Origin of the sequence: Mesorhizobium sp. WSM4308 (genome assembly GCF_002294905.1) — a bacterium.
In the GTDB taxonomy this organism is placed as follows: domain Bacteria; phylum Pseudomonadota; class Alphaproteobacteria; order Rhizobiales; family Rhizobiaceae; genus Mesorhizobium.
The window spans coordinates 67,932-82,191 of sequence record NZ_NSFW01000024.1 but is presented as its reverse complement, the minus strand read 5'-3'; the positions used below and the strand labels follow the sequence as shown (position 1 = coordinate 82,191).

Genomic DNA, 14,260 nt, shown 5'->3' with positions numbered 1-14,260 from the left:
GCCTTTGTCAGGCGACTTTCAACTGTTGTCCGGCAAGCCGCCGCAGCAAATTGTCGAGCATGTCGTCGCAGCGGCGCATCTGTTCGATGCTGACGAATTCGTCCGGTCTGTGCCCTTGCGCCATCGAGCCCGGCCCGCACACGATGGTCGGCGTGCCGAGGTCGCGGCTGAACAATCCGCCTTCGGTGCCGAAGGCAACCTTGATGGTGTCGTTGGCCCCGGTCAATGACTTGACGAAAGCCACAGCCTGCGAATTCGCCGGCGTGTCCAGACCCGGATAGGTGTTGGTGATATCGATGTCGATGGCCGCCTCCGGCGCGATCGCTGAAGCGGCTGCGGCAATGCGCGCTGCCTCTGCGCGCAACCCATCGAGGATTTGGTCGGGGTTGTCGGCCGCGACATTGCGGATCTCGAAGTCGAGCTGGCACAGGTTCGGCACGATGTTGAGCGCAACGCCGGCATGCATCTTGCCGACGTGGACGGTCGTGTAGGGAATGTCATAGTCACCGTCGCGCGCGCCATCGCTGGCCAGACGGTCCTGTTCCCGGCGCAGTGCGGAGACGAAGTCGCAGCCGAGATGAATGGCGTTGAGCGCCAGGGGAGCGAGCGCCGAATGGCTTTCGCGTCCCCTGCAGATGGCGCGCGCCGCAAGCTTGCCCTTGTGGCCGGTCGCGACCTGCATGTTGGTCGGCTCGCCGACTATGCACAGCAATGGCCGATGCGGCGCCGAACGCAGCATGTCGATCAGGCTGTGCACGCCGATGCAGCCGATCTCCTCGTCGTAGGAAAGCGCCAGATGCAAGGGCGTTTGCAGGCCCATTTTCGAGGCCTTGAGACAGGCGGCAAGCGCGCAGGCTACAAAACCCTTCATGTCGGCCGCGCCACGGCCGTAAAGCTTGCCATCCCGCGCGCTCATCTCGAAAGGCGGCAGCGTCCAGTCCTGTCCGTCGATCGGGACGACATCGGTGTGGCCGGACAGCATGACGCCGGCCGCCTCGGCCGGCCCGATTGTGGCGAACAGGTTGGCCTTGTGGCCGTCCGCGCTGCGGATGATCTGGCATGCAATGCCCCGCGTCGCCAGCAGGTCTGTCACGTAACCGATGAGGTCGAGGTTCGAGTCCCGGCTCACCGTCGGGAATGCGATCAGCTTTTCAAGGATCTGGATGCTGTCCATGCGTCTCACGTCTCGTTGGCCGTGTGCGCTATCTAGCATCGCGTGGCCGCGGCCTTGAAGTCGCATTTGGCTCAGCCGGGATTCTTCGGATGCTAATCCAGGCGGCGGGGGGGCGGATTAGGCGCGTCCTAATCGGCACAGAAGAAATCTGTAGTTTTCCGGCACGCGCCGCAACTTATGAGTAGGTTCACGGCGTCTACCCACCGGGCAGACCGGCTTGCGCCAGGTTTGAAACCATCACCGCGCATGCCGCGACGCGACGCTGGCAGGAAGGAAGCACCATGCGTGATCCACGCTACGACATTCTGTTCGAGCCTGTGAAGATCGGTCCGGTGACCGCCAAGAACCGCTTCTACCAGGTGCCGCACTGCAATGGTGGCGGCTATCGTGATCCGTCCGCCGCGGCCGAGATGCGGCGCATCAAGTCGGAAGGCGGCTGGGGCGTCATCTTCACCGAGCAGACCGAGATGCACCACACCTCGGAGATCACGCCCTTCATCGAGCTCAGGCTTTGGGACGACGCCGACATCCCAGCGCTGGCGAAGATGGCCAAGGCCATGCACCAGCATGGCGCGCTGGCCGGCATCCAGCTCGCCTATTCCGGTATCAACGGCCCGAACCTCTACACCAAGGAAGTGCCGCGCGGACCGTCGGCCTTGCCGATCCGCACCTTCACCAACGATCCAGTCCAGGCACGCGCCATGGACAAGCAGGATATACGTGACCTCAGGCGCTGGCACCGCAATGCCTTCAAACGCGCGAAGCTGGCGGGTTTCGACCTAGTCTGTCTCTATGGTGCGCATGGCTTCGGCATTATCCAGCACTTCCTGTCCACCGCCACCAACCAGCGCAGCGACGAATATGGCGGCCCGTTGGAAAACCGCTCACGGCTGATGCGCGAGCTGATCGAAGAAGGCCGCGACGCCATCGGCGACACTTGCGGCCTGACGCTGCGGCTGTCGCTGGACGAGATGATCGGCGAACTTGGCTTCGCCAATTCCGAAGTGCGCGACATGATCGAGATGAATGCCGACCTGCCCGACCTCTGGGACTTGGCGCATGGCGCCTGGGAGGATTGTTCGGGGCCGTCGCGGTTCAAGGAGGAGGCGGCGCAGGAAAGCCTCGTGTCCGGCATCAAGACGCTGACGTCGAGGCCGGTCGTCGGCGTCGGTCGCTTCACCTCGCCGGACGTGATGGTCAGGATGATCAAGTCCGGCACGCTCGATTTCATCGGCTGCGCCCGTCCATCGATCGCCGATCCCTTCCTACCGAAGAAGATGGAGGAGGGACGGATCGAGGACATTCGCGAATGCATCGGCTGCAACATCTGCATCACCGGCGACATGACCATGTCGATCTCGCGCTGCACGCAGAACCCGACCTTCATGGAGGAGTGGCGCAAGGGTTGGCATCCGGAGCGGATGCAGGCCAAGGGCGACAGCGACAGCGTGCTGATCGTCGGCGCCGGTCCCGCCGGGCTTGAGGCCGCCCGCGCACTCGGCCTGCGCGGCTACCAGGTGGCGATCGCCGAGGCAGGCACCGAGCTCGGCGGCCGCGTGTCGCGCGAGTGCCGCTTGCCTGGCCTCTCCGCCTGGGGTCGCGTACGCGACTATCGCCAGTATCAGCTCAGCCAGATGTCCAATGTCGACGTCTATTTCGAAAGCCGATTGTCGGCCGAGGATATCCTGGCCTTCGGGTTTCAAAACATCGCCATCGCCACTGGCTCGACCTGGCGCCGCGACGGCGTGGCGCGCGCGCATGTCGTGCCTATGCCGGTGGAACCAGCCATGCCGATCTATACCCCGGACGACCTGATGGGCGGAAATGTTCCGACCGGCAAAGTCGTGTTGTTCGATGACGACCACTACTACATGGGTGGCGTTCTGGCAGAGCTCATGACGCGCCGCGGCGCGAAGGTGACGCTGGTGACGCCGTCCGCCTATGTATCCGACTGGACGCGCAACACGCTGGAGCAAGGCGCCATCCATCGCCGGCTGGCCGAGCTCGGCGTCGAGATCGTGCTGAACCGGACCGTGACGCGCGTCGTGCCGGGAGGCGTTGCCACCGCCTGCGCCTACACCGGTGCCGAACGCGACATTGCCGCCGACGCCGTGGTGCTGGTGACGTCGCGCCAACAGGACGACCAAGTCTGGCGCGACCTGAAAGCGCGGCGCGACGAATGGGCCGACAATGGCATTCGCTCGATCAAGGTCATAGGTGATGCCGAGGCGCCAGGTCCGATTGCCTGGGCGACCTACGCCGGCCATCGTTTCGCTCGTGAGATGGACGAACTCGATATCGGCGACGCGCTGCCGTTCCGGCGAGAAGTGACGGCTTTGGCGGCGGGGTAGGCCGATGACATGGCTTGATAGGAATGACGTCGCCACAAGCCGATAGTGTTTCGCGCTAGCGTGTCGAAATCTGATGTCGGGATCAATCGCAAGACAATACGGAACGATACGGGAAACTCTCTAATTTTGGCCCACGAAAAACGCAATAGAATCAACGTCCTTACCATGTCCTCCGGGCCCACCATTATCTTTATTTATCAATGGCTTACGGGTAGGTTCGCCAAAAGGTTCGCCAAGCATCGGCTTGTGGGTCACCAGCCGCACGACGCGATCCATACCCTGAACCGCCAGACGAACCTGCGATGCCGGCCGCAGGAAAGCCGTGCTGCGGACCCGTCGACAGCTCGCGCACCCATTTGCGCAACACATTCTCGTGGACATCGAGGTCGCGGGCGGCCTGGGCCACTGCAACGCCCCGGTCCTTGATCAATCTCACCGCCTCAAGCTTGAACTTGCGGCCGAACTTCCTTCTTTGCATTCCCACTCTCCAGTTCCGTTAAACACCTTGTCTCGGTGTCCACGAAACCGGCGGCAGGCCAGAGGAGCCCCTCTCGGCATTGAGCGGAGCAGGGGCTTCCAGAAAAAAGGTGCCAGCTGTAGTAGTCCGTGAGCCGGTAGGCAGGCTTGGACGTATCAACCCTCACGGCGGCGCGGCCGAGCACGTCGGGGCCATAGTCAGTACGCGGCGCCGAAGATCAAGCTTCAACTTGGTGCCCGATAAGCGCCCGGTACGAAGACGCCTGCCATGTGGCTGCCCATGTCGCCTCTGCTCGGCGTGCCGGCCCTGCGGACTGATGCGCAGCTTCTTTAGATATCGGATAGGATTAGCCGATATTCATCGGAAAAAAGGAGCCGGAAAGTCATGACCGAGATCTGGCAATCACTCCTCGCCAATCTTGCTCTGGTCTCCGTCCTGGTCGTCGCCTGGGACCTTGTGGCCGATTTCACCGGGCGTCTCTCGCCGCGAATACAGTCGCTGCTTCTGGGCGCGGTCATGTGCGTGGGGGCGGTCTTTTCAATGGCGACCGCCTTGTCTGTCTCTGGCTTCGTGGTCGATCTGCGCGCCGCCTTTATCGGCGCCGCGGCGTTCTTCGGCGGGTGGCCGGCAATGTTCGTTGCCACGATCGGCTCCATTGCCTATCGCCTCTATCTTGGCGGGCAGGGGGCCAATGTCGGCGTCATGGGTATCCTGATCACCGCCGTCGTCGGCCTGGCATGGCACCACATTGTCGCGGCCCGGTCGCGCACGATGCTCGACATATTCGGCTTCGGCGTGTCAGTTGCACTCGCCGGGCTGATCACGCTCCTGGTCATACCCCCGCAAGTCGTCACAGGCCTGATCCAGCAAAGCACGTTCCCGTCCCTCCTGTTCCGCTTCCTTAGTACCATGGTGATCGGCATCCTGCTCGACCGGCAACAGCGGCGGCGCGATCTCTCCATGTCCAACATGATCTATCGGGCCATGGTTCGTGAACTGCCGGACTGCCTGAACATAAAGGATGTGGACGGCCGCTTCATCGCCGCCAATCCCGCCACCGCCGAAATGCTGGGGGCCGCTTCAGTCGAGGAGCTCATCGGCAAGACCGATTTCGATTTCTATTCGAAGGACGTGGCCGAGCGCTTCAGGCAGGACGAGATGGGCGCACTGAAGGCCGGGCAGACATTGCGCATCGAACAGCCTGCGGTGTTTCCGGATGGCAAACAGGGCTGGCTTTACACGCTCAAGGCGCCGTTCCGCGACGAGGTCGGCAAGATCACCGGTGTCATCACCTACAATCGCGAGATCACCGAGCAGAAGCGAAACGCTCAGCTCAAGAACGATTTCATTTCGACGGTCAGTCATGAGCTGCGCACCCCATTGACATCCATCCGAGGCTCGCTGGGCCTGATCGCGGCGGGCGTGGCGGGCGAATTGCCGCCGAAGGCCGCCAACCTCGTCAATATCGCTCACACCAATAGCGAGAGACTGGTTCTTCTCATCAACGACATCCTCGATATGGAGAAGATCGAGTCAGGCGTCATCGCCTTCAAGATCAAGCAGATGCCTGTGCGCCCGATCATGGAGCAGGCCATTGCCGCCAGTTCCAACTACATGGCCGAGAGCCGGATACGCATCGTCCTGGTCGACGATGCCCCGCGCGCCGAAGCCAACATCGATCCGGACCGCCTGCACCAGGTGATGGCCAACCTTCTGTCGAACGCGATCAAGTTCTCGCACGCCGACGGCACCGTGATGGTGAAGCTACAGCGTCGTGATCGCGACATGTTGCGCATCTCGGTGATCGATCAGGGGGCGGGTATCCCCGAGGCGTTTCGCAGCCGTATATTCGGCAAGTTCGAACAGGCTGACGCGTCCAGCACCCGCAAGAAAGGCGGCACCGGCCTCGGCCTCAGCATCGTCAAGACCATCGTGGAAAAGCTGGGCGGCGCCGTTTCCTTCGAAACCGAGGAAGAGAAAGGAACCTCGTTCCATGTCGACCTTGCCGAAGCCCGCAGGCTCCAACCGAGGCCGTATCCGCCACCGCGCCCGCCACGGGAGCCCGATGGCCGCCTACGGGTTCTGATCTGCGAAGACGAGACCGACGTCGCGGCGGTGATTGCGGCACTCCTGGACGCGGAAGGCTTTTCCAGCGACGTCGCCCCGGACATCGCCACCGCGAAGGCGCTTCTGCAGTCTCGCGATTATGTGGCACTGACACTCGACATCAAGCTGGCGGAAGAATCGGGCATCAAGCTCTTCCATGACATCAGGGCGTCACCGGTGAATTCCGACATTGCGGTCATCGTCATCTCCGCCGTCGCCGATGAGGCCAGGCGCTCGCTGAACGGCACCGCCGTCGGCATCGTCGACTGGCTGGAGAAGCCGGTGGATTCGGGGCGGCTTCACGCCGCTCTTGCCAAGATCGTCGCCGGCAGGAATGAACAGAGGCCGAAGATCCTCCATGTCGAGGACGACGAGGGTGTGCTAGCCGTGATGTCGGCGGGACTGGGCTCGGACGTCTCGATCATCTCGGCGAAAACGCTGCAGGAGGCACGGCGGGCGGTTGCGAAGCGTCGCTTCGACCTGGTCATCCTGGACATAGCACTTCCAGACGGATCGGGACTGGACCTGCTCGCCGATCTGCCGCTGGAGACCGGAGTGATCGTGTTCTCGGCGGCGGAACCGGACCAGAAACTCGGCGATCGGGTGCAGGCGATGATGACCAAGACCAGGGCGTCGGAGATCGATGTGGCAAAGCTTGTCAGAACCATGTTGGCCTCATCGCGCGATGGCACCAGACCCGCCGCCCGCGCCAAGGAGTGACGATCATGCCGGCAAGAATCCTCTATGTGGATGACGACCACGATATCCGCGAAATCGCTCAGATGTCGCTGGAGCTCGAGCCGGAATTCGAGGTGCGGTCCTGCTCTTCGGGCGCCGCGGCGCTGACCGATGCCGCCGCATGGCATCCCGACCTCATCTTGCTCGACGTGATGATGCCGGACATGGACGGGCCGGAGACGCTGAAGCGCCTGGCTGCTTCACCGCTGACGGCGTCGATACCCGTGGCCTTTATCACCGCGCGCACCCAGACGCATCAGGTCGAGCGCTATCTCGCCATGGGAGCGGTCGGGGTCATTGCCAAGCCTTTCGATCCGCTGGCGCTCGCCGGCGAAGTCAGGAAGCTGCTTCCGGAGCGACCCGGGCAGGCATAGCCGCCGGGTCGAAGGCAGCGGCAACAAGCCTGTCAGCAACCTCCGTTTGCCGTTTACGGCACCTGTACCACACCCCAATATTCATCTACTGATTGTATCGAAATACGGCAGTCGCGAATCGGTTTTATTTATGATTGCGCGGCATCGGCCGGCACGGGAGACCCGCACCGGCGTTGGCATGGACCACATTGGCGGATGTCGGTTCATGAGTTGATCACTCCGGGGGGCAACGAGGCGTGAACCGGAGCCGGACAGGTGAATGGAGCGAAGGCAAGAGTTCTGATCTGCGATGATGATCCCCTGTTGCTTGAACTGATGGAATTCAGGCTGAGGGCGAAGGGATACGAGGTCATCACGGCAGTGGACGGTGCCGAGGCACTGGCGAAGGCGGAACAGGACGGACCCGATATCATCGTGCTCGATGCGATGATGCCCAAGGCCGACGGCCTGGAGGTGTTGGCTCGCCTCAAGGGCGACCCGGTTCTGTCGGACACGCCGGTGGTGATGCTGACCGCCCGCAAGGCCGAAAGGGACATCGTCTCGGCCCTCGAGAAGGGAGCCGACGACTATCTGGTAAAGCCATTCATCCCCGAGGAACTGCTGGCCCGGCTGGCGCGTCTGATCGCGCGCAAGACTGGGAAACGCTGATGAGGCGCAGCCGGCGCGCAGCGCTTGCCGCATGCCTGATCCTGGCAATCGCGGCCACTCCTGGTGCGGTGCTTGCGCAGACGGTCGATGAGCTCTACGCGTCCGCCGTGAAAGCCAGGCAGGCCCGGCATTTCGACGAGGCGGTGGATCTGCTTCGGCGCGCACTCGCGCTCAAACCCGACAATGCCGACGCCCTGGTTCAGCTCGGTTTCGCCGAACTCGGCCGCAACGATCTGGCGGCGGCGCACGACGCCTTTTCCAAGGCGCTTTCCCTTGCTCCGGCCTATCAAGATGCAAGCTTTGGCCTGGCCGAGATCGAGTTCCGTTCCGGCAATCTGGATGCCGCGCTGCCGCTCGCCGAATCGGTGGCGCGCGCCCAGCCCGGCAACACCGACGCCGCCGCGCTTGTGGAGAACATCCGCAAGGCCATGCAGGCCGCCGGCGGTGAGGCGAGGAAGGCGTCGGTGGCGGCGCCGAGGGCGAAACCACGGCCCGATCCCGTCGCCGGCCTGATGGAGCAAGGTCGACGGTTGCGAACAGCGGGAAAGCTGCCCGAAGCGGAGAAGGTCTATCGCCGCGCGCTTGGGCTGGCGCCGAAGAACACCGACATCTTGGTTGCCCTTGGCCTTATCCTGGGCTCCAGCCAGCGGTTCGACGAAGCCGGGCATTTCTTCGACCGGGCGCTGGCCATAAAACCCGGCCTTCTCGACGCGCGGATCGGCAAGATCCGCCTGGCGATTTGGCAGGGCGACGTGCCGGGCGCCCGCGCGCTGGTCGATGACGTGTTGGCCTCGTCGCCGGACAATGTGGAGGCGCTCGACCTCGATGCCAAGGTCGCCCTGCTCGAGGCCGACTACACGCGGGCCGGACAGTCGTTCCAACGCGTGCTTGCGATCGATTCGCGCAATGCCGAGGCGCTGGTGGGGATCGGCGATGTGCGCCGCGCCCTAGGCGACGACGATGCAGCGCGGCAGGCCTACAGAGAGGCGCTCGCCATCGAGCCCGGCTCTTCCGACATCGAGCAAAGACTGGCCGTGCCGCCCCCGCGCAGATGGCGGCTCGACCTTGGCACCGAGGTGAGCGATCTCACCAACGGGCTGAGCGACTGGACCGACAGCTCGGCTGGCCTTGCTTATCGGCTGTCGCCGCGCACGACGATTTCAGGCCGCACCCGCGTGGCAACCCGCTTCGGCCGTACCGACGTTCAGATCGAGGGCCGCATCGACGAGGCCTTCTCGCCTGCCTTCTCCGCCTATGCGCTCGCCGCGGCGACGCCGGATGCCGATTTCCTGGCGCGCTATGCGATCGGCGCCGGCGCGTCCTTGCAGGTCATGGCGGCGGCGAAGGCGTTCGGCCCTTTGTCGCTCAACATCGACACCCGCTACGACAATTTCACCAACACAAACGTCACCAGCGTCTCGCCCTGGGTGCAGGGCTATATCTTCGACGGCCGCCTGGGGCTTTCCGCCCGCTGGGTGCATGCGGCCGACGATATCGGCACGCGCGCGGACGGCTATGTGCTTTGGGTCGACCTTGCGGTGACGCAGCGCTTCAACCTGTTCGGCGGCTATGCGGACGCCCCCGAAATCTCCGACGGCACGCTGGTGCCGACGCGCACCGTCTTCGGCGGCATCTCCTGGGACGTCAACGATCCGCTGACGGTCCGCGCCAGTATCGCACATGAGCAACGCCCGACATTCGACCGAAGCATATTCGGGCTCGGCCTGACCGCGCGGTTCTGATCATGTGGTACGTCTGGGATCTTTCCATTTTGCTCAGCGCCGTTTCCCTGGTGATCATGCTGTTCCTGATCGTCCGGCGGGTGCTGCAGGAACGCCGAGGCAGGGTGCAGATCGATCAGCGGCGCCAGCTTCACACAGCACTGATCGCCTTCACCGAAAACCGGGACCGCGAGGCCTTGAAGGTGGTGGTGCTCGCGGTGCCGGCGGGCGTGGCGATCAATGCCGGCTTCGAGTTCATTTCGCTGCTTCGCGGCGAGGAGTATGACGACGTCCTTGCCGCCTTCAACGAATGCGGCCTGCCGGCGCTTGTCGGCAGCCAGCTGGAAAAAGGCAACGGCGCCGAGCGCATCCACGCGGCCGAGATGCTTGCGGCGCTGCGTTCGGAAAACGCGGTGGCGAGCCTGCTTTCGGCGCTCGACCGTGACCGTTCGCGCGAGGTGAGGATCGCCGCCGCCATCGCGCTCTGCGATCTCGGCAGCCTGCCGCCGCTCGATATCGCACTGGGCAAGGTCGGCGTGGTGGGACAGCGCTCGCGGCGCCTGATCGAGTTGTTCAGGCGCTTTCCGCCGGCGCGCTTCGAGGAGCTCAGGGATCATGCCGCGCGCACCGACGCGGTGCCCTTCATCCGGGCGGCCGCGATCGACGCGCTGGCTCGTGCCGCCGGGTTCCATTTCGCCGATTTCTTCGCCCGCGCCACCGGTGATCAATCGCCCGAGGTCGCCGCCGCGGCGCTGCGCGCGCTGGGCCTCACCGGGCACGCCGAGGCGCCTGCCATCCTGGCAAGCGCGATGGCCAACGGCGACTGGGACGTGCGCGCCGCCGCCGCCGATGCCGCCGGGCGCCTCGGGCTCGCCGGGCTCGCCGCGCCGCTCTCCGCGCTGATGGACGATGAGGCGTGGACCGTGCGCTATGCCGCCGCCAACGCCCTGCGCTCGTTTGGCCAGCCGGGAGAACGGCTGCTGCGCGACATCGCTGCGAGCGAGGTCTCGCGCAGCCAGCGCACCGCCTCGCTCATCCTTGCCGAGGGGCCGGCCGCATGATGTCCGACTGGAGCCACGAGATCGTTCTGGCCGCTTCCATCCTGTCCTGGTTCATCATCGGGGCGGGGCTGGCGCAGACGACGATTTATCTGTTGCAACTCATTATTGCCGCCTACGCGCTTTCCAAGCGCCCGCCGGTCGCGCGCTCGGCGCTGCTGTGGCACCGCTATGGCGATGTCGCGCCGCCGATCGCGCTCCTCGTACCCGCCTATAATGAGGAATTGAACGTGGTCGAGAGCGTCCATTCGATGCTGGCGCTCGAGTATCCAAATTTCGAGGTGATCGTCATCAACGACGGCTCAAAGGACCAGACGCTGCGGCGCCTGATCGGGGCCTTCAAGCTGGTGAAATTCCATCGGCCTTATGAGGAGGCGCTGGCGCACAAGCCGATCCGCGGCCTCTATTCCTCGCCAATGACCGAGCGGCTGTTCGTGGTCGACAAGGAAAACGGCGGCAAGGCCGATGCCCAGAATGCCGGCATCAATGTCTGCCGCGCGCCGCTTTTCTGCGTGATCGACGGCGATTCCATCCTCGAGCCCGACGCGCTGATGCGCGCCGCCCAGCCCTTCATCGACGACCCCGAGCGCACCATCGCCGTCGGCGGTACGATCCGCATCGCCAACGGATCGAGGATCGAAGCCGGCAGGGTGCGCGAGATCCACCTGCCCAACCGCTTGCTGCCGTTGCTCCAGGTCGTCGAATATCTAAGGGCCTTTCTCATGGCCCGGCTGGCCTGGAGCCACATCAACACGCTGATGCTGGTGTCCGGCGCCTTCGGCATGTTCCGCCGCACGGAGGTGGTGGCGGTGGGCGGCTTCACCATGGGCTCGATGGGCGAGGACCTCGACCTCGTCATCAAGCTGCACCGCCACATGAGAGATGCCGGGCGCAAATACCGCATCCAGTTCATTCCGGAGCCGGTGTGCTGGACCGAGGCGCCGGAAACACTGAGCGTGCTCGCACGGCAGCGCACGCGCTGGCAGCGCGGCGCGCTCGAGTGCTTCTTCCGCCACCGCGCCATGCTCTTCAACCCGCGCTATGGCCGCGTCGGATTCCTGGGCTTCGGCCACATATTGATTGTCGATGTGCTAGGGCCGGTAGCGGAGGTGCTGGGCTACATCCTGATCCCGGCATTCTGGCTGCTCGGCATCCTGTCGACCGAGTATCTGCTGGCCTTCACCTCGCTCATCTTCACCTATGGCGTCTGCGTCAGCGTGTGCTCACTGGTCCTCGAAGAGGCCGAGCTGCAGCGTTTTCCGCGCGCCAGGGACCTGGCGGTGCTGACGGCGGTGGCGGTGATCGAGAATTTCGGCTACCGCCAGCTCAACAATTTCTGGCGCGTAAAGGGCTGGTGGCAATATCTGCGGGCCGACCAGAGCTGGGGCGAAATGACCAGGACTGGCCTATCCGGTGCGAAGAAATAACGCCCGCTTCATTTCAGCGTTTGCTCAATCTCCGCGATGAGCGCATCGAGCGCGGCTTGGGCGGCTCCTTCATCCGGCTGTTCGATTAGCAGCGTTTCCAGCGCCGACGCCCGCGCGCCGATATCCGGAAAGCCGAATGTCCCCGCCGCACCCGCCAGCGAGTGCGCGATCCTGACCAGCGGATCACCCGCCCCGCGGGGCAAAGGACCGCCCTCACATGCGATGACCTTCAGCTGCCCGAGCTGATCGGCGCATCGGGCAAGGAAGCGTTGCCGCAAGGGGGCGAAAGGATCGTTTGAGATGGGGTGGTGCTCCAGCGGGATGTCGAAAGTATTCAAGCAGAAAGCGGCGTAGGTTTGAACTGCTTGCTTCTCGCGCACGACCTCCTGCTCGAGGACATTGCTGGTGCCGGCGCTGAGGCCGCGGTTGCGCCAGAAGCGTCGTCGATGCTCAGAAATCGGCTTCCTCGAAGTATTTGGCCTTCAACCATGTGTTCGACGGTCCGCTCGTGTAGCTGCTGTCGGCGCGCTTCGAGATGATGCTCTTGAGCCCCACATTCTCGATGGCGCGAAAGATCGCTGGCGCACTGCTCTCGAAATGCTCGCTGTACTGGATCTTGCCGAGGCCGTGCTCAACCAATTGCCATAGCGCCTGCTTGCGCTGCAGCAGGGGCAAGGAGACTAGATTGCGACCGTCCAGATGGAGGATGTCGAACGCGACGAACGCGAGCCGGTTCGGTTCGTTCCAGATCGCGGCTTCCAGCGAAGGGTAATCGTGAGCGCTCTGCTCGTCTGGCACAATGACATCGCCGTCGATAATGGCGGCCCGGCATGGCAGCTCGACAGCCAGCGCGATGGGCCAATATTTGGTGGTCCAGTCACGGCCGTTCTTGCTGTAAAGGCGCACGCTGCCTTTATCGATGATGATCTGCGTGCGGTAGCCATCGAGATTGACCTCGTGAACCCATCCCTCATCTCGGGGCGGCTCCTCGACCCGAGTCGGGATCTGCGGCGGAATGAACTCCAGCCGGCCGCCGGTCACCTTGGCACGCTTACTCAATGACGCCACCTTTGATCGCGCAGCGGCGGCTAATCGGCACAGGCAGCCCGACATCCCCCCAACATGGACGCCTGCCGCCTGTGCCGAGCCCCCGCCGGGCAATTGCCAGCATCTGCGCACCAGGCCGAATTGTCGTTACCTTCGCATCCAAATACTTGTCATGGAGTACATATCTCACTCGGTGCGTCGTAGGCTGATTTCGGGCGACCTTAGTCCATCAAAAGCACCAGGGCGGGATGCAGCTTCTTCAGGTTCGGCAATGATTTCGATTGCCAGGGTATGTCGGGCGTTCCACGCACGACGAGCCGAACATCGGGATGTTTGCGCACCTCGATGGTGAATTTCGCCAGCAGGTTGATGCCGGAAGAGTTGAGAAAGTGAAGGTCCTTCAGATTGAGCGTGATGGAAGCGGGATTCGAGGCAAGGACGCTGGTTGCCAAAGCCGTAATAGGCGCACCGGCCTCGGAACTCGCGAGCCGCATGGCGCCGTCGAAAAAAATATCGCTTCCTTCAATCCACACGCGATAGTCGTCTGTCTTGATTTCCATGGCCTGGTTCGTTTCTTCTAGTTGTGCGTTTGCGAGATCGGAATGGAGGCGTATGTCTCCAGGCAAATCCGATCGCTTTCGTCGGCCGGGCTGAATATCCAGGCCAGGCGTGCGCCATAGTCGCTCATCAACGTCAGCAATCCGAGTCCGGAGCCTGACACGTCGGGGTTCGCGGCATTCGCTTCAATTCGCTGTATCAGCAGGTCCCTGGGGTCGCCAACCGTGATGTCCGCCAGGAGGCTTTGGAACCCGGACGCGTTTTCACCGTCGACGTCATTCGACACCTTGATCTTGAAGCACTCCGAATCCATCGACGTCTCGATCACGATCTCACCCGGCGCGCGGAACTTGACGGCATTTTCGATGAGCTCGTTGACCAGATATCCGATGGAGTGCCGCACTTCTCTGTAGTCATTGCGGGACGCCTGAAAGCGCAAAGCGAAAAGATCGGCGATGAAGTCCGACGTCGTGGCACAATGACGCCAGCTCAAGTCGAGAGGTCCGTCGAACAGCCGCACGCGACTGACGCTTTCCATCATCCCGATTGCAATGTCAGGGGTCCCGAACAGCGTTGTCAT

Annotated in this window: 12 protein-coding genes and 1 pseudogene; 7 read left to right on the top strand and 6 right to left on the bottom strand. The window is 63.3% G+C overall.

Going from position 1 to position 14,260, the window contains the following annotated elements:
- Nucleotides 1-7: 7 nt before the first annotated feature.
- On the bottom strand, nucleotides 8-1,174 hold the full coding sequence (gene argE, locus CK227_RS32635) for an acetylornithine deacetylase (protein ID WP_095775882.1): 1,167 nt from the start codon (nucleotides 1,172-1,174) through the stop codon (nucleotides 8-10).
- 281 nt (nucleotides 1,175-1,455) lie between these two features.
- Here argE and CK227_RS32630 point away from each other — a divergent pair, with 281 nt between their 5' ends.
- On the top strand, nucleotides 1,456-3,525 hold the full coding sequence (locus tag CK227_RS32630; protein ID WP_095775881.1) for an NAD(P)-binding protein: 2,070 nt from the start codon (nucleotides 1,456-1,458) through the stop codon (nucleotides 3,523-3,525).
- A gap of 343 nt (nucleotides 3,526-3,868) precedes the next feature.
- On the opposite strand, the pseudogene CK227_RS32620 reads toward CK227_RS32630, so the two are convergent.
- Nucleotides 3,869-4,003, bottom strand: a pseudogene (locus CK227_RS32620) (transposase); the annotation flags it as partial.
- Between the two features lie 384 nt (nucleotides 4,004-4,387).
- Here CK227_RS32620 and CK227_RS32615 point away from each other — a divergent pair.
- The 6 genes from CK227_RS32615 (at nucleotide 4,388) to CK227_RS32590 (ending at nucleotide 12,075) form a co-directional block, all read left to right on the top strand.
- Complete coding sequence (locus tag CK227_RS32615; protein ID WP_095775880.1) at nucleotides 4,388-6,829, top strand: response regulator; 2,442 nt, start codon at nucleotides 4,388-4,390, stop codon at nucleotides 6,827-6,829.
- Nucleotides 6,830-6,834: 5 nt separating this feature from the next.
- Nucleotides 6,835-7,221, top strand: a complete 387-nt coding sequence (locus tag CK227_RS32610) for a response regulator (RefSeq protein WP_095775925.1) — start codon at nucleotides 6,835-6,837, stop codon at nucleotides 7,219-7,221.
- A gap of 255 nt (nucleotides 7,222-7,476) precedes the next feature.
- Nucleotides 7,477-7,869: a response regulator gene (locus CK227_RS32605; RefSeq protein ID WP_095775879.1), complete on the top strand. Its 393-nt coding sequence runs from the start codon at nucleotides 7,477-7,479 to the stop codon at nucleotides 7,867-7,869.
- The gene (locus CK227_RS32600) at nucleotides 7,869-9,611 is read left to right on the top strand and encodes a YaiO family outer membrane beta-barrel protein (RefSeq protein ID WP_095775878.1); all 1,743 of its coding nucleotides are present in this window, start codon (nucleotides 7,869-7,871) and stop codon (nucleotides 9,609-9,611) included. Before CK227_RS32605 ends, CK227_RS32600 begins: the two co-directional genes overlap by 1 nt.
- A gap of 2 nt (nucleotides 9,612-9,613) precedes the next feature.
- On the top strand, nucleotides 9,614-10,651 hold the full coding sequence (locus tag CK227_RS32595) for a HEAT repeat domain-containing protein (protein WP_095775877.1): 1,038 nt from the start codon (nucleotides 9,614-9,616) through the stop codon (nucleotides 10,649-10,651).
- Nucleotides 10,648-12,075 carry a glycosyltransferase family 2 protein gene (locus CK227_RS32590; RefSeq protein ID WP_179296574.1) on the top strand — a complete coding sequence of 476 codons (1,428 nt, stop codon included), beginning with the start codon at nucleotides 10,648-10,650 and terminating at the stop codon, nucleotides 12,073-12,075. The genes CK227_RS32595 and CK227_RS32590 overlap by 4 nt, the downstream gene beginning before the upstream one ends.
- Before the next feature lie 8 nt (nucleotides 12,076-12,083).
- On the opposite strand, the gene CK227_RS32585 is transcribed toward CK227_RS32590, so the two are convergent.
- The 4 genes from CK227_RS32585 to CK227_RS32570 all read right to left on the bottom strand — a co-directional run bounded on the left by CK227_RS32585 (nucleotide 12,084) and on the right by CK227_RS32570 (nucleotide 14,260).
- A complete protein-coding gene (locus CK227_RS32585) occupies nucleotides 12,084-12,455 on the bottom strand; it encodes an Hpt domain-containing protein (protein ID WP_095775876.1) in 372 nt (123 codons plus the stop codon).
- Nucleotides 12,456-12,525: 70 nt separating this feature from the next.
- Nucleotides 12,526-13,143 (bottom strand): DNA ligase, encoded by a 618-nt coding sequence (locus CK227_RS32580; RefSeq protein WP_245318376.1) that lies wholly within the window; start codon nucleotides 13,141-13,143, stop codon nucleotides 12,526-12,528.
- A 200-nt stretch (nucleotides 13,144-13,343) separates the two neighbouring features.
- The gene (locus CK227_RS32575) at nucleotides 13,344-13,682 is read right to left on the bottom strand and encodes a hypothetical protein (protein ID WP_095775874.1); all 339 of its coding nucleotides are present in this window, start codon (nucleotides 13,680-13,682) and stop codon (nucleotides 13,344-13,346) included.
- 17 nt (nucleotides 13,683-13,699) lie between these two features.
- Nucleotides 13,700-14,260, bottom strand: a complete 561-nt coding sequence (locus CK227_RS32570) for an ATP-binding protein (protein ID WP_179296573.1) — start codon at nucleotides 14,258-14,260, stop codon at nucleotides 13,700-13,702.